Source organism: Photobacterium aquae (assembly GCF_001029445.1).
Lineage (GTDB): Bacteria > Pseudomonadota > Gammaproteobacteria > Enterobacterales > Vibrionaceae > Photobacterium > Photobacterium aquae.
Genome location: NZ_LDOT01000047.1, coordinates 12,536 through 31,380, shown reverse-complemented (window position 1 = coordinate 31,380; position 18,845 = coordinate 12,536). Strand labels below are relative to the sequence as shown.

General features: G+C 56.7%; 14 protein-coding genes and 1 riboswitch. Of the genes, 2 read left to right on the top strand and 12 right to left on the bottom strand.

Annotated elements, in window-relative coordinates; translation table 11 throughout:
- Positions 1–64: 64 nt before the first annotated feature.
- The 4 genes from rsmA to lptD all read right to left on the bottom strand — a co-directional run bounded on the left by rsmA (position 65) and on the right by lptD (position 5,570).
- Positions 65–877: a 16S rRNA (adenine(1518)-N(6)/adenine(1519)-N(6))-dimethyltransferase RsmA gene (rsmA, locus tag ABT56_RS21320; RefSeq protein ID WP_047880941.1), complete on the bottom strand. Its 813-nt coding sequence runs from the start codon at positions 875–877 to the stop codon at positions 65–67.
- On the bottom strand, positions 874–1,866 hold the full coding sequence (pdxA, locus tag ABT56_RS21315) for a 4-hydroxythreonine-4-phosphate dehydrogenase PdxA (protein WP_047880940.1): 993 nt from the start codon (positions 1,864–1,866) through the stop codon (positions 874–876). The genes rsmA and pdxA overlap by 4 nt, the downstream gene beginning before the upstream one ends.
- Positions 1,853–3,157: a peptidylprolyl isomerase SurA gene (surA, locus tag ABT56_RS21310; RefSeq protein ID WP_047880939.1), complete on the bottom strand. Its 1,305-nt coding sequence runs from the start codon at positions 3,155–3,157 to the stop codon at positions 1,853–1,855. The genes pdxA and surA overlap by 14 nt, the downstream gene beginning before the upstream one ends.
- A 67-nt stretch (positions 3,158–3,224) precedes the next feature.
- Positions 3,225–5,570, bottom strand: coding sequence for an LPS assembly protein LptD (gene lptD / locus ABT56_RS21305; RefSeq protein WP_047880938.1), 2,346 nt, complete (start codon positions 5,568–5,570; stop codon positions 3,225–3,227).
- Between the two features lie 219 nt (positions 5,571–5,789).
- Between lptD and djlA the strand changes: the two genes are divergently transcribed.
- Positions 5,790–6,623, top strand: a complete 834-nt coding sequence (gene djlA / locus ABT56_RS21300; protein WP_047880937.1) for a co-chaperone DjlA — start codon at positions 5,790–5,792, stop codon at positions 6,621–6,623.
- A gap of 58 nt (positions 6,624–6,681) precedes the next feature.
- On the opposite strand, the gene rluA is transcribed toward djlA, so the two are convergent.
- Both rluA and rapA read right to left on the bottom strand, forming a co-directional pair.
- A complete protein-coding gene (rluA, locus tag ABT56_RS21295) occupies positions 6,682–7,395 on the bottom strand; it encodes a bifunctional tRNA pseudouridine(32) synthase/23S rRNA pseudouridine(746) synthase RluA (protein ID WP_047880936.1) in 714 nt (237 codons plus the stop codon).
- Between the two features lie 151 nt (positions 7,396–7,546).
- Positions 7,547–10,465, bottom strand: a complete 2,919-nt coding sequence (rapA, locus tag ABT56_RS21290) for an RNA polymerase-associated protein RapA (RefSeq protein WP_047880935.1) — start codon at positions 10,463–10,465, stop codon at positions 7,547–7,549.
- A gap of 358 nt (positions 10,466–10,823) precedes the next feature.
- Here rapA and ABT56_RS21285 point away from each other — a divergent pair, with 358 nt between their 5' ends.
- Entirely contained in the window at positions 10,824–12,200 is a 1,377-nt protein-coding gene (locus ABT56_RS21285) for a PhoH family protein (protein ID WP_047880934.1), read from the top strand.
- A 60-nt stretch (positions 12,201–12,260) separates the two neighbouring features.
- Here the strand turns inward: ABT56_RS21285 and thiQ are convergent, their stop codons facing one another.
- The 6 genes from thiQ to leuC all read right to left on the bottom strand — a co-directional run bounded on the left by thiQ (position 12,261) and on the right by leuC (position 18,845).
- Positions 12,261–13,001, bottom strand: coding sequence for a thiamine ABC transporter ATP-binding protein (gene thiQ / locus ABT56_RS21280; RefSeq protein ID WP_047880933.1), 741 nt, complete (start codon positions 12,999–13,001; stop codon positions 12,261–12,263).
- Positions 12,995–14,587 carry a thiamine/thiamine pyrophosphate ABC transporter permease gene (thiP, locus tag ABT56_RS21275; protein ID WP_047880932.1) on the bottom strand — a complete coding sequence of 531 codons (1,593 nt, stop codon included), beginning with the start codon at positions 14,585–14,587 and terminating at the stop codon, positions 12,995–12,997. The genes thiQ and thiP overlap by 7 nt, the downstream gene beginning before the upstream one ends.
- 13 nt (positions 14,588–14,600) lie before the next feature.
- Complete coding sequence (thiB, locus tag ABT56_RS21270) at positions 14,601–15,596, bottom strand: thiamine ABC transporter substrate binding subunit (RefSeq protein WP_240478375.1); 996 nt, start codon at positions 15,594–15,596, stop codon at positions 14,601–14,603.
- 94 nt (positions 15,597–15,690) lie between these two features.
- A riboswitch (TPP riboswitch) is annotated at positions 15,691–15,800 on the bottom strand.
- Positions 15,801–15,867: 67 nt separating this feature from the next.
- Positions 15,868–16,650 carry a DUF547 domain-containing protein gene (locus tag ABT56_RS21265; protein ID WP_047880930.1) on the bottom strand — a complete coding sequence of 261 codons (783 nt, stop codon included), beginning with the start codon at positions 16,648–16,650 and terminating at the stop codon, positions 15,868–15,870.
- 143 nt (positions 16,651–16,793) lie between these two features.
- Complete coding sequence (gene leuD, locus ABT56_RS21260; RefSeq protein ID WP_047880929.1) at positions 16,794–17,396, bottom strand: 3-isopropylmalate dehydratase small subunit; 603 nt, start codon at positions 17,394–17,396, stop codon at positions 16,794–16,796.
- A gap of 15 nt (positions 17,397–17,411) precedes the next feature.
- Positions 17,412–18,845, bottom strand: a complete 1,434-nt coding sequence (leuC, locus tag ABT56_RS21255; protein WP_047880928.1) for a 3-isopropylmalate dehydratase large subunit — start codon at positions 18,843–18,845, stop codon at positions 17,412–17,414.

The window sequence follows — 18,845 nt, the reverse complement described above, 5'->3', positions numbered from 1 at the left end:
TCCTTTCAGTCTGGGGGTGGCAGGCCACCCCCTTTAGAACGGCAACTTGGCGATATGCTGCCGGTTATTTGCCGTGGTTGGCATCCAGCCAGTTGGCCATGCCGACAAACTGTTCCAGAGTCAGGTTCTCCGGACGAAGGCTAGGGTTGATGCCCAGAGCTTCAAGCTGTTCGTCGTTCAGTAGACCTTTGTAGCAGTTGCGTACGGTCTTGCGGCGCTGGTTGAAGCCCTCGCGGCAGACACGGTCCAGCCACTTCAGGTTGGTACATGGGTGCGGCAGCGTCTCGTAAGGGGTCAGGCGAACAACCGCCGAATCAACCTTAGGTGCTGGCTTAAATGCTGTTGGCGGCACTTCCAGTACCGGCATAACACGGCAGTAGTACTGTGCCATTACGGTTAGGCGGCCATAGGCTTTGCTACCAGGGCCAGCTGCAAGACGGTTAACAACTTCTTTTTGCAGCATGAAGTGCATGTCCTGAACATGTTCGTGGAACGTGAACAGGTGGAACATCAGTGGCGTTGAGATGTTGTATGGCAAGTTGCCGAAAATACGCAGCTTGTTGTTTTCTTTGATCAGCTGGGTGAAGTCGAAGCGCATGGCGTCGCCTTCGTGGATAGTCAGCTTGTCAGCTAGATCTGGGTGGTTGCGCAAGCGTTCAGCCAAATCACGGTCAAGCTCGATAACAGTGAACTTGTCTACCTGCTTGCCGACTGGCTCGGTGATCGCGCCAAGACCTGGGCCGATCTCAACCAGGTTTTGGCCTGGGCGTGGGTTGATTGCCGACACAATGCCGTCAATGATGTATGGGTCATTCAAAAAGTTCTGGCCAAAGCGCTTACGGGCGCGGTGACCGAGGTGGACCTGATCGCTGCTCATGTTTGTTTTTCTACCAATTCGAGGGCGTGCGATAGCGCTGTCCAAAGGCTACCGGTGTCCGCCTGTCCGGTACCGGCTAATTCCAGTGCGGTACCATGATCTACTGATGTTCTGATGAAGGGCAGTCCCAACGTGATGTTGACCGATTTGCCAAACCCCTTGTACTTGAGTACTGGCAGCCCTTGATCGTGATACATGGCCAATACCGTATCGGCATCGGCAAGGTATTTTTCCTGAAAGATGGTGTCGGCCGGCAATGGGCCAACCAAATGCATCCCATCCTCCTGACGAAGCTGGTCAAGGGCAGGAGTGATCACGTCGATCTCCTCTCGGCCTAGGCAACCGTCTTCGCCGGCATGGGGATTGAGGCCGCAGACATAAATCTTTGGCTCAGGGATCCCGAACTTACTGACCAGGTCGTCATGCAGAATACGGATCACCTGCTGCAGACGGTCGGTCGTGATGGCCTTGGATACACAGGCCAGTGGAATATGGGTTGTCACAAGGGCAACCCGTAATCCTTCGGTGGCCAGCATCATGACTACCTGGGCGGTATCTGACTGCTGGGCAAAAAACTCCGTATGGCCACTGAACGATACGCCAGCCCGGTTGATAACACCTTTGTGTACCGGGCCTGTGACCACGGCGGCAAACTCGCCGCTCATGCACCCTTGCGCCGCGCGGGCTAGGGTATCGAGAACATAGTGGCCATTTTGCTCATTAAGCTGCCCGGGTGCGACAGCGGCGCCAAGCTGGTGGTCGTCAACAACCAGTGTCCCTGCTTGGTGAGGCTGTGCTGGCACGTTCGGATCATAGCTGACCAAACGGACGTCAATCCCCAATAAGGCTGCACGTTCTACCATAAGCTGGGCGTTAGCACAAACAACCAGTTGGTGCGGCCACGCTTGTTGGGTGAGGGCCAGGACTAAATCTGGGCCAATCCCGGCGGGTTCGCCGGGGGTGATGGCAATACGTTTAACTTTGTTCATCGGCGAGTTCCGGTTTCTCGATGAAGGCTCCGGCTCTTAGTTCCTGTAGCCAGGCCTGGGCTTCTTCGTTGAACTTGCGGCTAAACAGGATGCGATAGGCGCGATTTTTTACAGCCGCATCGGTGCGGTCGACGTCACGGCGGCCCATCACTTCAACGATATGCCAGCCATGTACTGTCTGGAACGGTTCGCTGATCATGCCTTGTGGCAGGCTCTCAATTTTGTCTTTGAACTCTGGCACGTAGATATCGGGTGTTTGCCAGCCGAGATCACCACCATTGACTGCTGAGCCGGGATCGGCACTCAAAGACTGTGCAACATCCGCAAATGTGCGTTCGCCAGCCATGATTTGACGGCGGGCTTCCATCAGCTCCTTGCGGGCCGCGTCATCACTGAGGATCAACGAGGTCTTAACCAGTATATGGCGCGCATTGACTTCGGTGACCGATACGGTTTCCAACCCTTCAACCTTGTTGATCTTCAGGATATGGTAGCCGCTGCCGCTGCGGAATGGGCCGATAATGGCACCGTTACCTTGCGTCGTGATTTGATCGGCAAAGATGGTCGGCATCTCTTCCTTGCGCATCCAACCCCATTCACCGCCCTGCAGGGCTTTAGGACCGTTGGAATAACTATAGGCCATATTGGCGAAATCAGCCCCTTCTTTCAGTTGGTTAACCAACTGTTGGGCTTCTTTGGCAACCGTTTCGCGCTGTTGGGCTGAGGCCCCTTCTTCAAGGCGTAGCTGGATGTGGCTGACATTGTAGCGCACCCCTTTCTGCTCTTGTTGGCTTAGCTGTTTGGCAAGGTTGTCCACTTCCTGAGGCAGGATGTTGATCCGGCGGCGAACCTGAATGTTGCGGGCTTCGCTGGCGGTCATTTCGCGGCGCATCTGCTCGCGGAACATCGGGTAGCTGATCCCGTAGCTGGCCAACTGCTGCTGCAACTGGGCTAGGGTCATTTTGCGCTCGGTGGCAAGCTGGTTAATTGCTTGGTCAAGACGGTTGTCGTCGATACGAATGCCGAACTGTGCCGCTTGCTGGAGCTGGAGCTGTTCGATGATCAGCTGATCCATGATCTGTTTTGACAGCACCTCATCCGGCGGTAAGCCTTGGTTTTGTCCAGCTGCATTCATACGGACAGTTTTCAACATGGCATCGACATCGCTTTGCAGGATCACGCTGTCGTTCACAATCGTGACAACCCGATCCATTTCCTGAGGGGCGGCGTAGCTGCCTGCTGCCAAGCCCATCAGAACCATGCCAAGGAGGCTAGACTTCCAATTTTTCATCGTATATTTCCATTTGGCGCTGTCGCGCATTGTGTTACTTAGGGCGCGATAGCCAGGCTATCGCGCTTTAGTTGTTAAGGTAGAACGGGCGTCCGTAACCAATCGCAGTGTTGTCCGTCGAGCCAAACGGCGCGACGCCGCTCAGGCCGAGTAGCGAGAAGGAGATACTGAAGTTCTCTTCGTACTTGGCCGGGTCGGTGGTCACATTGCCGCGGGTCTCGAGGTACTTGTTGTAGCCGAGGCTGATCATCCAGCAGGCGGTGCGATAGTTGAGGGTGATTTGCCCCTCCAGCATCTGGTTCTCGGTCAGGTCATGGTAGTAGTCCGCACGCAGGCTGACGTTGTCATGGACCGGGAAGCCGGTAGAGAAGCCAAGCTGCGAGATCCCGTCTTCGGTGTAGCTGTTGAGCTGGTTTTCATCGTTAAGGTTCTCAGAAAGGTATTCTTTTGAGATGTAACGGTAGTTCAGCTGGTTGAAGACCGAGCCTTCGCGGTACTCGATAGCACCGTTGATGAACTGGAGATCGCTCTTGTTGGCGTCATACTGCACGCCGCCGTGGAAGAACAGCCAGTCGTCGTAGTTGAAGTCGGACTCTAGGGCGGTCGCCGAGTAGTTCGGTGAGGACTCCCCGTCGACCTGGTTACGGCCGGCATCGTTGAGGTAGAAAATTTGGCCGATCGCCACGTTGAAGCGCTCGACAAACTCGCTGTCGAAGTAGCGCGAGGTCGCCCCGACGGTAAACTGGTTGGCCGCCGCAATGAAATCGACGCTGGAATAGCGCTTGTCACGGAACAAACCGTAGAAGTCGGTTTGCATCAGCGTGGTGTCATAGGCGTTGTAGATCCCTTTCTGGTCGACATCCTTGACGTAGAGATACTGGATCTGCGGCTCAAGGCTCTGGGTATAGCTCTCGCCCCATAGCGAGGTATCACGCTCTAGGTACAGGCCGCTGTGGATCCGGATGCTCGGTACGGTACGCGAGACGTTCTCTTCGAGGTTGCTCAGTTCCGCAACTGTCGGGTCGAACTGCTGATTGTAGTAGGTGTACATCAGCTTGGCTTCGCTGGTGATTGACCACCACGGCGTCGCATACGGCAGGGTCAGGGTCGGCTCGAGGTGGACTCGGTCGGCCTCTGGCTTGTTCGGGTCATCGTTCTCGAACCGGCTGATATGGCTCAGCAGGCTGAAGTCCAGGTCATACGGCAGATCGGTCTGGTAGTAATTGACCTCGAGCTGTGGCATCAGGCGGTAGTTGGAGGAGACGCCCAGCGTCAGCGGCTGGAAATTACGTACCCGCAGGGTCGAATCCCAGTTCAGATCGCGGTAGGAGACGGCCGCCGTTTGCAGCAGGTTGTTGTCTTCGCGCTCACCGATGCTCGAGTCGATATCGGAGAAGTAGGTGGCATCGCTGACCTTGCTGTAGTCGACATCAAATAGCCAGTGCGGGCCGTAACGGCCGGTGTGCGACCAGTTGAAGCCCCAGCGCGAGTCATACTGCTCGAATTTCTGGTCGTTGCCCAGATATTCCCCTTTCAGGCTGCCTTCGCCCCACGTCGACAGGTAACGGAATTCGGTATTGAGCTGCAGACCGCGATTGCTCATATACTTCGGCGTAATTGTCATGTCGTAGTTCGGGGCGATGTTCCAGTAGAACGGGGTTTCCAGTTCGAAACCGTCACGCGAGCCGAAGCTGACAGACGGGTACAAGAAACCAGTCAGGCGCTCTTTGCCAACGGGAACCCGAAGGTAAGGCATGTAGAACACCGGTACGTCGGCCACTTCGAAACGGGCATTGTAGAGGTCGGCAAACGGCGAGTCGTTCTCGCGCTCGATGCTGGTTGCCGAGAAGCGCCAGCTCTGGTCGCCTTTCGGACAAGTGGTATAGGTACCGTTTTTCAGCCGGTAGTAGGCGATACCGTTCTTGATGACGCGCTCTGCCTCACCACGGCCTGCTTCACAGGTCATGTTGTAGACGGCGTTGTCCAATTCGGAGTCCTCGGTATCGAGGTTGCTCTGGATGCGGTCTGAGAGGATCTCGATGGTACCGTCGTGGAAGTAGACATTACCCTCGGCGGTGACGATATTCTCAGGCTGGCGCAAGGTGGCGGTATCGGCTGCGACTGTACGGTTGCCCTGACGGACAACGACGTCGCCCGAATAGGTCACCGATTTGTCGTTCATCGCCTCGGCGTGGTCTGCCGTGACTTTGACAGGTTCATTATTAGGATCTGCTGGCATATCCTTGGGCGCAATACAGACACCCCGGACCATTGCCAGTTCATCAGTCTCATCACTGGCCGCAGAGTTATCATGGATTTCTTCGGGAGTCGCAGGATTTGCATGGGCAACGGATGGGCCGAACAAGGCCAAGCTGATCATGGTTGCCAATAAGCTGCGGGAGGTTGATGACATCTAACTAAACGTTCCTGTAATTGAAGTTATTATTTGTTTGTGGGTCTTGGCCGGGTTTTTATATGATTTCACGGTCAATGCCAGTTATGATAATGCAAATTCGACCCGACAGCATCCTTTGGCTGTGATTGTATCGGGCAATATGTTCACGTTCTCTCAATAAGTTGGGACAACGCGGAAGAAATAATTTTAATTTAGCAAATTACCAGAGAGTCGCGAATGCAGGTTTGGGGCAAAATCTTAGGGGCATTTTTCGGATTCCTCCTTGGTGGGCCATTTGGTTTGTTGTTAGGTCTTTTTTTAGGCCATAAGTTCGATAAAGCGCGCTCAAATATTTATTACACCGGTTTTTCCGGATCCCGTAGCAATGCCGCCGAGCAGCAATCGGCATTTTTTAATGCCTGCTTCTCGGTAATGGGGCATGTGGCCAAGGCCAAAGGTCGGGTGACCAAGGACGAGATCCGGGTCGCCAGCACCATCATGGATAGAATGGGGCTGCAGGGCGAGGCGCGTCGCCAAGCTCAAAATGCGTTCCGTGACGGTAAATCAGAAGACTTCCCGCTCGAAGAGACCTTAATGCAGATCCGTCGAGGCAGTGGCGGTCGTGCCGATTTGTTGCAGTTCTTCCTCGAGCTGCAAATTCAGGCGGCGTTTGCTGATGGTTCGCTGCATCCTAGCGAGCGCCAGCTTCTGCATGTGATTGCCCGTATCCTCGGCTTTTCGCCGCAGCAGCTTGAGCAACGCCTGAATATGCAAGAGGCGGCGTTCCGCTTCCAGCAAGGGGGCTTCCATCAGCAATACCAGCAGCAGGGGCAGTTCCAGCAGGCGCCGACCCGTGATCAGCTTGCCGATGCCTACGAGGTTCTGGGGATCAAGGAAGGGGCATCAGCACAGGAGCTCAAGCGCGCCTATCGCAAGCAGATGAACGAGCACCACCCTGACAAGCTGGCTGCCAAGGGGCTGCCGCCAGAGATGATGGAGCTGGCCAAACAGAAGACGCAGCAGTTGCAAGCTGCTTATGATTTGATTCGTAAGACCAACGGATTTAAATAGACTCAGAGTTGATGAAAAACGGACGCCTTGGCGTCCGTTTTTTTATGTTCTTAATTTCTTATGCCTTTGAGTAGCGGTCAGGCAACGTTTTCGGGCTGGCTTCCGGGAAGAACTCGCACGGGGCAAACAGATGCATCGGCTCGTTGCTGCCCGGATGGAAGAAGCTCAGCTCGGCGGCATGTAGCTGGAGTCGCGGTGCCATCGCGATGGCTTCTTCGCCGGCATAGAACTTATCACCGAGGATCGGGTGGCCCAGCGATTGCAGGTGGACACGCAACTGGTGCGAGCGGCCCGTGATCGGGCGTAGGCGAACCAAGCTGCTATTGGCACTGCGGGCAATCACGTCATAGTGGGTGACCGATGGTTTGCCGTCTTCGAAGCAGACTTTCTGCTTGGGGCGGTTCGGCCAGTCGCAGATCAACGGCAGGTCGATGGTGCCGCTGTCTTGCTCGACACATCCCCACACCCTTGCGTAGTAAATTTTCTCGGTCTTGCGATCGCGGAATTGAGCCTTGAGGTGGCGCTCGGCATTTTTGTTGAGCGCCAGAACGATCAGCCCTGAGGTTGCCATATCAAGACGGTGGATAATGTGCGAATCAGGGAAATCGGCCAGAACCCGGGCGTAGATACTGTCGTGGAACGCCGGATCGCGACCGGGATTGGACAACATGCCAGAGGGCTTGTTGACGGCAATAATATCGTCATCCTGATAGAGGATATCCAGCCATGGATCCTTGGGTGGGTTGTAGTCGATTTCGGGCAGTCTGTTCATTGCGTGCCTGGTTGTCATCGCTGTCGTCATAAGGGGCGGCGATGATAGCACACTTGCCGGTGTCTCCCAACGGCAGCAGATACCAGCCGGGGCTGGTGGTCAGGCGAAAAAAAGCCGCCAGAGTTTGGCGGCTTTTTATGAGGCGGGATGGTTAGCCGTGGCTAACGACGATCAGGCGCAGGGAGTCGAGCTGGACCTGAGCCTTGGTGATGTAGCCGGTCAGCTCGGTGATCTGGCTTTCCAGCAACTCAAGCTCATCATCACGGATATTCGGGTTGACGGCCTTGAGCGCCTGCAGACGGTCAAGTTCGCTGCGCAGGGTCGCTTCCATCTCAGCCTGAGCATTGGTGCGGATGGCTGCTACTTCGTCGATAACCGATTTCTCGGCAAACTCGATCAGGGTATGGATATCCTTCTGCACCGAATTGACCAATTTGCTGCCTAGGTGGCGGTTGACCGGGCTTAGCTGGCGGTTGAAGCCTTCGAATTCGACATTGGCCGCTAGGTTGTTGCCCTTGGCATCCGATAGGATTCGAATCGGTGTCTTCGGCAGGAAGCGGTTGATACCTGATTGCTTCGGAGCCTGAGCATCGACCACGTAGACCAGTTCCAGCAACAGGGTGCCGGCTGGCAATGCCTTGTTTTTCAGTAGCGATACGGCGGTAGTGCCGACCCCTTCAGTCAGCAGCAAATCGATGCCGCCCTGGATCATCGGGTGCTCCCAACTGATGAAGTGCATGTCCTCACGAGACAGCGCGGTATCACGATCGAAGGTGATGGTGCAGCCGTCGTAAGGCAGGCCCGGGTAGCTGGCCACCATCATGTGCTCTGAAGGCGTCACCACGATGGCGTTTTCACCGCGGTCGTCCTGGTTCAGTCCGATGGTATCGAATAGGCCAAGAGCGAACGTAACCAAGTTGGTATCCCCATCCTTGGCGCTGATTTCCTCGACCAGTGCCTGTGCCTTGTCGCCACCGTTGGAGTGGATTTCCAGCAGGCGGTCACGGCCTTGTTCCAGCTTGGACTTGAGCTCGTTGTGCATCGCGGCACTTTTTTCGATCAGGCTTTCTAGTTGCTCGCCTTCCGGCTTGTCATTGGCAAGCAGGGCGATCAGCTCGTCGCTGAAGGCGTCGTAGATGGCACGGCCGGTCGGGCAGGTTTCCTCGAAGGCATTAAGGCCCTCGTTATACCAGCGTGCCAGCAGGGCTTGCGAGGTGCCTTGCAGGTGCGGGACGTGGATCTCGATATCACGCTTCTGGCCGATACGGTCAAGGCGGCCGATACGCTGTTCCAGCAGATCCGGGTTGTTCGGTAGGTCGAACATGACCAGCTGGTTGGCAAATTGGAAGTTGCGGCCTTCGGAGCCAATTTCCGAACACAGTAGTACCTGCGCGCCGTCTTCTTCTTGGGCGAAGTAGGCGGCGGCCTTGTCGCGCTCGATAATTGACATGCCTTCGTGGAACACGGTGGCACGGATCCCCTCACGTTCGCGCAGTGCCTGCTCAAGGGTCAGGGCCGTCTGGGCCCGGGCACAGATCACCAGCACTTTTTCATTGCGGTTGGCTTTTAGCATGTCCAGCAGCCAATTGACGCGTGGGTCGAAGTGCCACCACGTTGCCGACTCACCTTCGAATTCTTGGAAGATATCTTCAGGGTAGAGTAGCTTCACCGCCTTTTGCTCGGTGCTCATGCTGCCGCCCATCATGCCGGCGACACGCATTGCCGTCTGGTACTGGGTTGGCAGGGCGAGCGGGTACATGTTGAGATGGCGCTGCGGGAAGCCCTTAACACCGGCACGGGTGTTGCGGAACAGCACGCGGCCTGTACCGTGGCGGTCCATCAGGTTGTCGATCAGCTCGGCACGGGTTGATGCCTTGATCTCGCTGTCGACGTCGGACGCCTCGATGATCCGCAGGGCAGGCTCGATATCTTGCTCGGACAACAGCTCGGTCAGGATGTTCTTGGCGCTGTCGTCGAGTTTCTCGTCAGACAATAGGTTCGATACGGCTTCGGCCACAGGGGCGTACTGGCGCTCTTCTTCGACGAATGCCTCGTAGTCGTAGAAGCGATCAGGATCAAGCAGGCGCAGACGGGCAAAGTGGCTCTGGTGGCCAAGCTGCTCTGGGGTTGCTGTTAGCAGCAGCACGCCCGGGCTTTTCTCGGCCAGTTCTTCTACCACTTGGTACTGGCGGCTTGGTTTGTCCTCGCTCCACTCTAGGTGGTGGGCCTCATCGACAACCAGAAGATCCCAGTCGGCATCCAATGCCTGCTCGAAGCGACGGCGGCTCTTGCGCAGGAAATCCAGCGAGCACAGCACCAGCTGGGCGGTATCGAACGGGTTGGCAGAATCGGCAAAGGCTTCAACACAGCGTTCTTCGTCGAAGATGGAAAAGTGAAGGTTGAAACGGCGCATCATTTCGACCAGCCACTGGTGCTGAAGGGTTTCCGGAACCAGAATCAAAATCCGCTCGGCACGGCCTGAAAGAACCTGCTGGTGGATGATCATACCGGCTTCGATAGTTTTGCCCAGACCCACCTCATCGGCCAGCAGGACGCGTGGAGCATAGCGGCGGCCGACTTCATGGGCGATGAAAAGCTGGTGTGGGATCAGGCCTGCCCGCATGCCGCACAGGCCGCGCAATGCGCTCTTGTGCTGTTCATACTGGTTTTTCAGGGCGCGGTAACGCAGGGCAAAGCGGTCCATACGGTCGATTTGACCGGCGAACAGCTTGTCCTGTGGTTTGTTGAAACGAATCTGGTTGCTCAGGAAGATCTCGCGGAGCACAACCCCTTCTTCGCCCGTGTCGGTACGGGTCCCGATGTAGGTGAACACGCCATTGTCTTCGTCTACCTGCTCAACATTCAGCGACCAGCCGTCATGGCTTTCGATCACGTCGCCGACGTTGAACATGACGCGTGTTACAGGGGCATCGTTTCTGGCATAGAGACGGTTCTCTTCGCAGGCGGAGAACATCAGGGTGACAGTTCTGGCGTCAAGGGCAACAACGGTACCCAAACCCAAATCACTTTCAGTATCACTGATCCAACGTTGACCCAAAGCAAATGGCATAGTGGTTAAAACCTTCTAATTCTTTGAAATTAAGGGAGATGCTAAGTCGGTGCTCTAGCGTTTTTGAACTACACTCAAAGTAATACCATAACTTGGCCACGGCCCTTGCGGGTCGGCAAAGCGTCAATCGGTATTAAGTGTAAGCCAGAATCCGCACCGGTAAAAAAGGGGAGTAATGTTACTGCATGCCGTGAGTAAGGTCACGGGCAAACTGTAAACCGGAGCGTAATATCTAAGTGTCACATTTGTTTCATTATCTCCGGTCTAAATAGAAGTACGCAGTTGCTTTTTCCCTAATCTGGCAGACACAGAAAGATTGCGGTGGTTGCACCGTTATTTTGATACCAAGGAGGTACTTATGGATGATGCAGGTAGGAAAGTCTTTGTACTTGATACGAACATTCTGCTGCATGAACCCCTCGCCATCTACTCCTTCAAGGAGCATGACGTAATTATTCCTATGACCGTGCTCGAAGAGCTCGACCGAATCAAGGACAGCAAGCGCGATGTCTCCCGTGATGCCCGGGTCGCCATCCGTGCGCTGGAGGATATATTCCATGATGCCACCCCCGAGCAAATTGCCGGGGGGATCCCCATCACGGCGGCAGGCGAGGCCTGTGGCTCAATCTCAATCTTTGCCGATTACGAAATTACCGAAACCGTCCATGCCTTCGCCGACAAGGCGGGCGACAACCGGATCCTCAACGGGGTGCTCTACCTTCAGGCCTACTATTCCCCGCGCGAAGTGGTGCTGATCACCAAGGACATCAATATGCGCCTGCGGGCCAAGGGGGCCGGGGTTTATCATGTCGATGACTACCGCAGCGACCAGCTGATCGACGATATCCGGATGCTGACCAAAGGGTACTACCAGTTCCCTGGCAGCTTCTGGGAGCGGGTCGGGGTGTGCCATTCGGAAAAACAGGGCCGGGCCACCTTGCACACCCTGCCGGTCGAGCTGTTTGAGGCGCCGTATATCAACCAGTATCTGATTGACGAGGGCAGTGATTTCGCCGGGCGGATCCAGTCGCTGGAAGGGGATAGTCTGACCTTCAAGGATATCGGCCATGAGCGGATGATGCACCGTCAGGCATGGGGGATCCACCCTAAGAACATCTATCAGGGGATGGCCCTCGATGCGCTGATGGATCCGGATATCGATTTGGTTATCCTGACCGGGCCCGCAGGGTGTGGTAAGACGATCCTGGCGATGGCCGCGGCGCTGGAGCAGGTTATCGAGAAAAGCATGTACGACAAGATCATCGTGACCCGAAACACGCCGGAAATTGCCGAGTCGATCGGCTTCCTGCCGGGGACGGAAGAAGAGAAGATGATGCCGTGGCTGGCGGCGGTGACCGATACCATGGAAGCCCTGCACAAACATGACGTCTGTACCGATGGCTCGATGAAATATATTTTTGAGAAGGCCAATATCCAGTTCAAGTCGATCAACTTCATGCGCGGGCGCTCGATCCAGAATGCCTTTGTGCTGCTCGACGAGTGCCAGAACCTGACTGCCTCCCAAATCAAGACCATCATTACCCGCTGCGGAGAAGGCACCAAACTGGTCTGTTCCGGCAACCTTGCCCAGATAGACTCCAGCTACCTGTCTCCGGTCACATCGGGGCTAACCTATATTGTCGAACGCTTTAAGCATTTCGAGGGCAGTGCCAATGTCTACCTCAATGGTGTTGTGCGCAGCCGCTTGGCGGAGTTCGCCGAAGAAAACCTCTAACGCCTGAATATACAAAGGGCCAAGCTCTCCGCTTGGCCCTTTGTCATTATCTGCCGCTATTTATTCGTTGTTGTCTTGTGCCATGCCGAGATAGCGCCGCAACGCCGGCTCGCTTGGACGGGTCAGCAGCTCGCTTGTCGCCCCGAATACCTTGACCCTGCCCTCCTCGATAAACGCACAGCGGTTGGCTATCTTCCGCGCGTCCTCCGGGCTGTGGGTGACCATGAGAACCGTCGTCTTCTGCTCGCTAGCCAATTGTTGCACCAGCATCAGCATTTCTTGCCTCAGGGCCGGGTCAAGGGCGGAGAAGGGTTCGTCCAGTAGCAGCAATGGCCGTTGGCGCAACAGGCACCGGGCAAGGGCGACCCGCTGGCGCTGGCCGCCGGAGAGCTGCTCGGGGAGGCGGTCGAGATAGGTATCGAGGCCGACCTTGGCGGCGGCGGCCTTGACCTGCTCACGGTCACTGTCATTGAGTGACAGGCCCGGATGCAGTCCGAGTCCGATATTCTCGAAGACACTCAGATGGGGGAACAGGTTGTGTTCCTGAAACAGGATGGATAGCGGCCGCTCGGCGGGTGCAAGGGATGCCTCGATCCGCTTGCCGTCGATCTGCAATTCGCCGCTGTGTGGTTTGAGGAAACCGGCAATCATCGCCAGCAGCGTGCTTTTCCCGGCCCCGCTCGGGCCAAGCAGGGCGACGATGTCGCCGCGTTGAAGGTCGAGATCAAAACACAGCTCGGTCGACTGACCGCGCTGGGTCGGGTGTGGGTAGCTGTGGCTCAATTGGGTCAGTGTCAGCATGATGGTTTCCGGTTTAGCAGGTACTCGATGGCAGCGAACAGGCCGAAGCTGAGTACCAAGAGTAACAGGGCGGCAACGGCAGCCGCGTCCATTTGGTAGCTGCCGAGCAGCTGAAAGAGGTAGAGCGGGAGTGTTTGGAAATCTTGGCTGCCAAACAGGGCTATTGCTCCGAGATCCCCTAGTGACAGCACGGTGCTGATCCCGGCAGCCTGAGCCAGCGGCCCGCGCATGGCCCGCCATTCTACTAGCACCAAGCGGCGAAGGCCGCGCATCCCAAGACTCTGGCACAGCGGGTCGTATTGCTGGGCAATATGGAGCATGGGCTGGCTTAAGGTCTTGAGCACATAGGGCAGAGCCATCAGGGCATTGACGGTGACGACTACCCAGAAGGCGGCGGCAAAGGCATCGGTAAACTGGCGCAGCAGCAGAAATATGCCGGTGCTCAGGACCAGCCCTGGCGTAACCAGAATGATCGTCCCGATAAGCTCGATGCCATCGGCCCGCCAGCGGGCTTTTTGCAGCCGCCACTGGCGGCTGGTCAGCAAGATGGCGATCCCGCCGCCCAGCGCCAGCAGGCACGAGAGCACGGCAACCTGAAGAGAGTGCCATACAGCTTGCCATAGGCTGCTGTCACCGAGCAGCGCGAGGGCTTTGGGGTTGAGCCCCGACACAAAGACAGCCAATAGCGGGGGAAGCACGAGCGCGACGGCGGCGGAGATCCAAAGCCAGTCCCAGCAGCGGCTGGCTGGTGTGTCGAATTGGCCTTGGCGAGGCTGTGGGGTGCTGTGGCTGGCTGTCGCCAGGGGTTTGGCAAAACGCTGGGTCAGTAGCACCAGCGAAGCGCAGAGCAGCATTTGCCACAGGGCCAAAAGCGCTCCGCCAGCAAGATCGAAGTCGTAGCGCAAGGCTTGGTAAACCGCCAGCTCGATGGTGGTGGCTTTCGGTCCGCCACCTAAAGCCATGACTACGGCGAAACTGGTGAAGCAGAGCATGAAAATCAGTCCGCCGGCATGGGGGAGTTGCTGGCGCATTCTCGGCCAAGCCACAAAGCGGAAGGCTTGCCAGCTCGACAGGCCGAGTTGGGTTGCCAGCTGGTGTTGTTCGGCCGGGATCCCCTCAAGGCTTTGGTAGAGCAGGCGTGTTGCCAGCGGCAGGTTGAGGAATACATGGGCCAGCAAGATCCCCTGCAGGCCGTAGAGCGACGGTATCTCTGCCGAGCCTGATGCGGCAGCAATATGGGCGAGCAAGCCGTTGTTGCCGTAGATAGCCAGCAGGCCGAATACGGCAACCAGTACCGGCAGGACCAGCGTCATGGCAAAGAGCCGCAATAGCAGTGGCTTGCCGGGGAAGTTGCGCCGCGATAGGGCATAGGCCATCGGGATGGCTGGCAGCAGGCTGAGCAGGGTGGATAGGGTGGCTTGCTTGAAAGTAAAGGCCGTTACATGGCGAAGATATGGATCATGCCACATGGCCGGGATATCCAGCATGCTGGCCTCGCCGACCAGTGCCAGTAGCGCGCCGAATACGACGCAAACAATCAGCCCGGCGGTAAGTACGCCGGGCTTTGTTACATTGGTGGTTGTCAAAAGTAAGTGCCTACTACTTGGTTAGGGCTTGTTGCCATTCTCGGATCCAGCCCCGGCGCTGCTGAGCGACCTCGTCGGCACTGAATTCGAGGGCCTTGCTCGGCACGCTCAACTGCTCGAACCCTTTAGGTAGTTCGGTCGCGGTCACCGGATACATCCAGTTGCCGGTCGGGATTGCCTGCTGGAAGGCTGGGCTTAGGATAAAGCTCAGGAACTGGTCTGCCAGCGCGCTGTTCTGGCTGTACTTGAGCTTGGCGGCCACTTCTACTTGCATATAGTGCCCTTCGCTGAAATCCGCTGCTTTGTACTTGTCCTCTTGTTCGGCGATCAAGTGGTAGGCTGGCGAAGTGGTGTAGGACAGGACCATATCCGATTCGCCCTTGAGGAACATGCTGTAGGCATCGGACCAACCTTTGGTCACGGTCACGGTCTTCTTGGCCAGTTGTTGCCAAGCGGCGGCGGCCTTGTCGCCGTAGACGGATTTCATCCACAACATCAGGCCTTGCCCCGGTGTAGAGGTACGAGGGTCTTGGTAGATGATATTCAGATCGTCGCGGTTGACGAGATCTTTGAGGCTGCTGGGTGGATTGGCCAGTTTGCTGCTGTCGTAGACAAAGGCAAAGTAGCCGTAATCATAGGGAACGAAGGTGGTATCCGACCAGCCGCCCGGCAGGGTGGTCTTGCTCGTATCGACGTTGTGTTGGGCCAGTAGTCCGGTTTTTTTCGCTTCACTGATCAGGTTGTTGTCAAGGCCGAGCAGGACGTCGGCTTTGCTGCGCTTTCCTTCCAGACGGAGGCGGTTGAGGATAGAGACCCCGTCATCAAGGGCGACGAATTCGAGGTTGCAGCCACATTGGGCTTCGAAGGCCTTCTCGATGGTTGGGCCTGGGCCCCAATCTGAAGCAAACGAACTATAGGTATAGACAGTCAGGGTGTTATCGGCGGCGAAGGCTGAGCCCGCTGCCAACGACAGAGTTAAAATCGGAAGTAGCTTTGTTACGTTGTTCACTATGCGCTCCTGGTACTCTTGCATCCGGCAAGAGAGGGAAGAAGGGGGCACAGGGTTTGAGATCCACCAGCATCGTGCTGGAGGTGATACGGCAAATTATCGTGGTCTCAATTCCTACGCCAGTACTAACTGGATCAGGTTCAGTGGGTCTTGCGTTGGCAATCTCAGCCCGGTGCATTTGCCCAGGCTCCCCAATGAGAACGGCTCTTATTGTATACCCAAGCGAGTTTCAGATACTAGGTTCTGCATGCAAGGCATGGCTCTGGGGGCACTATTTGGCATCGTTGAGCGACCAGTTGTACTCGTATTTGATTTTGCCCAGTGAAATGGGTGCACCATCGCGGTAGTGGTTGATGTGCTTGGTCAGAGCAGCCTTGTCTCCGAAGTCACTGCCATACCAGTCGTAGATCGATGAAAGGGTGGTCGAGGAGCTCGATACGGCGACCCCCTTGCGGCTGTTGATGAAGCGGGTGGCGGCCTGTTCAAGTAGCCGTTCGCTGTTATTGGCCGTGAACGCTTTTGACAGTAGGTCGGGGCAACCGAGGCTGGCGCAGTTGACCGCATAGTGGATGCGGGGGTCTTTCCAGATCGGTCGTAGGATCCGGTGTTCGATATCATTGAGGGTCAGTGGCTGGCCTGTAATTGTGAGTACTTGCTCATCCCACGGCCCAAAACTGAATAGGCCTCCGAGCTTGGTGATCGAGCTGACCGGATAGTTATCGAGGATCAGCTTGACCGTCTGGGCGTTGTAGAGGTTGACCCAATAGGCAAACTGCTCGCGCCGGTTGAGCTGGCGCGGGTCGAGTTTGGCGAGATCGCGCAGGTAGCGGTCGAGCTCGTAGTTGTCGCTGGCGCTGACTTGCCCGTAACGGAAAAGAGTTTGCTGCGGGGCGGCAACAAGGTATTTGTCGAGCAGGCGTTGCCAGCGGCTATGGTCGACCCGGACTTGGCTGGTGGCTGAGGCCTGTTGCCAGTAGGGCCAGAGGTTGGCCTTCGGGGCGGCGAGAGTGGTGGCAGGGAGTAGCAGGATTAGCATCAAGAGAAGCGGGCGCATGTGGGATCCTTGGTCAATAGTAGAGTGCTATTTCCTAGCAGACCGCTCTGGCGGCAGATTGCTTTCGTTTTTGTTCAAGGTATTGGCTTTTGGGGCAAAATTGCGGGGTATAGCTCCGGCCGATGGCCGGAGCTTGGGTCGGTTCAGGATAAGAACGCGGGGATATTGCGCTCGAAGGCGGCAATCTTATCCTCGTGCTGCAGGGTCAGGCCGATGTTGTCCAGCCCGTTGAGCAGGCAGTGGCGGCGAAACTCGTCGATCTCGAACCGGTACTGTTTGCCGTTGGCCGTAACGGTCATTGCCTCGAGGTCCACGGTGATCTCTGCGCCTTCGTTGGCATCGACAAACCCGAACAGCTCATCGACTTCCTGTTCGGTCAGCCGGACTGGTACCATTTGGTTGTTGATGCTGTTGCCGTAGAAGATATCGGCAAAGCTCGGTGCGATCATAACCTGAATGCCGTAGTCAGCCAGCGCCCATGGGGCATGCTCGCGTGATGAGCCGCAGCCGAAGTTCTCCCGGGTCAGCAGAATACTGGCACCTTGGTAGCGGGGGGCATTCATCACGAACTCCGGGTTGGGTTGCTGGCCGGCATCGTCGAGGAAGCGCCAGTCGTGGAACAGATGCTTGCCGAAGCCGATCCGGTTGACCTTTTGCAGGAACTGCTTGGGGATTATGGCATCGGTATCGACGTTGGCGGCATCCAGCGGAACAACCAGGCCGGTATGTTGTTTGAATCCTGTCATGGTATGTTCCTTCTGTTAGGCCTGAATGGCAGCGGGTTCAAGTTCTCGGATATCAACAAAATGTCCCGCGCAGGCCGCTGCGGCTGCCATGGCCGGGCTGACGAGGTGGGTGCGGCCGTCACGGCCCTGACGTCCTTCAAAGTTGCGGTTGCTGGTGGAGGCGCAGCGCTCGTGCGGCCCCAGACGGTCATTGTTCATTGCTAGGCACATGGAGCAGCCCGGCAGGCGCCATTCAAACCCCGCTTCAATGAAGATTTTATCCAGCCCTTCTTTTTCCGCCTGTGCTTTTACTTGCTCCGATCCCGGCACCACCAGCGCCTGCACATTGGCCGCGACCTTGCGCCCTTTGGCGATGGCGGCGGCGGCACGCATGTCTTCGATACGCGAGTTGGTGCACGAGCCGATAAACACTTTATCGACACTGAAGTCGGACAGGGTTTTGCCTGCTTCCAGCCCCATGTAGGCCAACGCCTTGGCGGCCGATGCCTGCTCGACCGGATCGGCAAAGTCGCTCGGTGACGGAATGGGTTGGTCAACCGCGATGACCTGACCCGGGTTGGTTCCCCAGGTTACTTGTGGCTTGATGTCCTTGGCATCAAGGGTCACCACATGATCAAACTGTGCGTCATCATCGGTTTTCAGGGTGTTCCAGTACGCCACTGCGGCATCAAAGTCGTCGCCTTGTGGCGAGAATTTACGGCCTTTGATGTAGTCGTAAGTGGTCTGATCCGGCGCAATCATCCCGGCTTTTGCCCCCAGCTCAATGGCCATGTTGCATACCGTCATTCGGCCTTCCATCGTCAGGTCGGTGATCGCCTCGCCGCAGAATTCCACCACGTAACCGGTGCCGCCGGCTGCTGTTGTCTTGCCGATAATGGCCAGCACGATGTCCTTGGCGGTGATCCCCGGTACAACCTTGCCCCGGACCTCGATTTTCATGGTCTTGGCCCGGGCCTGCTTGAGGGTCTGGGTTGCCAGTACGTGCTCGACCTCAGAGGTGCCGATCCCGAAGGCCAGTGAGCCGAAGGCCCCGTGGGTGGCGGTATGCGAGTCGCCGCAGACGATGGTCATTCCCGGCAGGGTGATGCCGAGCTCAGGCCCCATGACGTGCACGATACCTTGGTATTTGTGGTTCAGATCATAGAGGGTCACGCCGAACTCCTCGCAGTTCTTCGCCAGTGTTTCCATCTGGATCCTTGCCATGTCGCCACTGGCGTTGATGTCCTTGGTCTGGGTCGAGACGTTGTGATCCATCGTGGCGAAGGTCTTACCGATCTGGCGTACCTTGCGGCCCTTTTCGCGCAGGCCGTCGAAGGCCTGCGGCGAGGTCACTTCGTGGACCAGATGGCGGTCGATGTACAGGATAGGGGTTTCGCCTTCCGCCGCCACCGCAACATGGGCATCATAGACTTTTTCGTATAGCGTCTTGGGCGCTTTGTTGTTCGACAT

Bases quoted from the DNA above. Each gene is read 5' to 3' on its own strand.
- leuC (WP_047880928.1), bottom strand. From the start codon at position 18,845: ATGTCGAACAACAAAGCGCCCAAGACGCTATACGAAAAAGTCTATGAT.
- rapA (WP_047880935.1), bottom strand. From the start codon at position 10,465: ATGCCATTTGCTTTGGGTCAACGTTGGATCAGTGATACTGAAAGTGAT.
- leuD (WP_047880929.1), bottom strand. From the start codon at position 17,396: ATGACAGGATTCAAACAACATACCGGCCTGGTTGTTCCGCTGGATGCC.
- rluA (WP_047880936.1), bottom strand. From the start codon at position 7,395: ATGAACAGACTGCCCGAAATCGACTACAACCCACCCAAGGATCCATGG.
- pdxA (WP_047880940.1), bottom strand. From the start codon at position 1,866: ATGAACAAAGTTAAACGTATTGCCATCACCCCCGGCGAACCCGCCGGG.
- surA (WP_047880939.1), bottom strand. From the start codon at position 3,157: ATGAAAAATTGGAAGTCTAGCCTCCTTGGCATGGTTCTGATGGGCTTG.
- thiQ (WP_047880933.1), bottom strand. From the start codon at position 13,001: ATGCTGACACTGACCCAATTGAGCCACAGCTACCCACACCCGACCCAG.
- rsmA (WP_047880941.1), bottom strand. From the start codon at position 877: ATGAGCAGCGATCAGGTCCACCTCGGTCACCGCGCCCGTAAGCGCTTT.
- djlA (WP_047880937.1), top strand. From the start codon at position 5,790: ATGCAGGTTTGGGGCAAAATCTTAGGGGCATTTTTCGGATTCCTCCTT.
- lptD (WP_047880938.1), bottom strand. From the start codon at position 5,570: ATGTCATCAACCTCCCGCAGCTTATTGGCAACCATGATCAGCTTGGCC.
- ABT56_RS21285 (WP_047880934.1), top strand. From the start codon at position 10,824: ATGGATGATGCAGGTAGGAAAGTCTTTGTACTTGATACGAACATTCTG.
- ABT56_RS21265 (WP_047880930.1), bottom strand. From the start codon at position 16,650: ATGCGCCCGCTTCTCTTGATGCTAATCCTGCTACTCCCTGCCACCACT.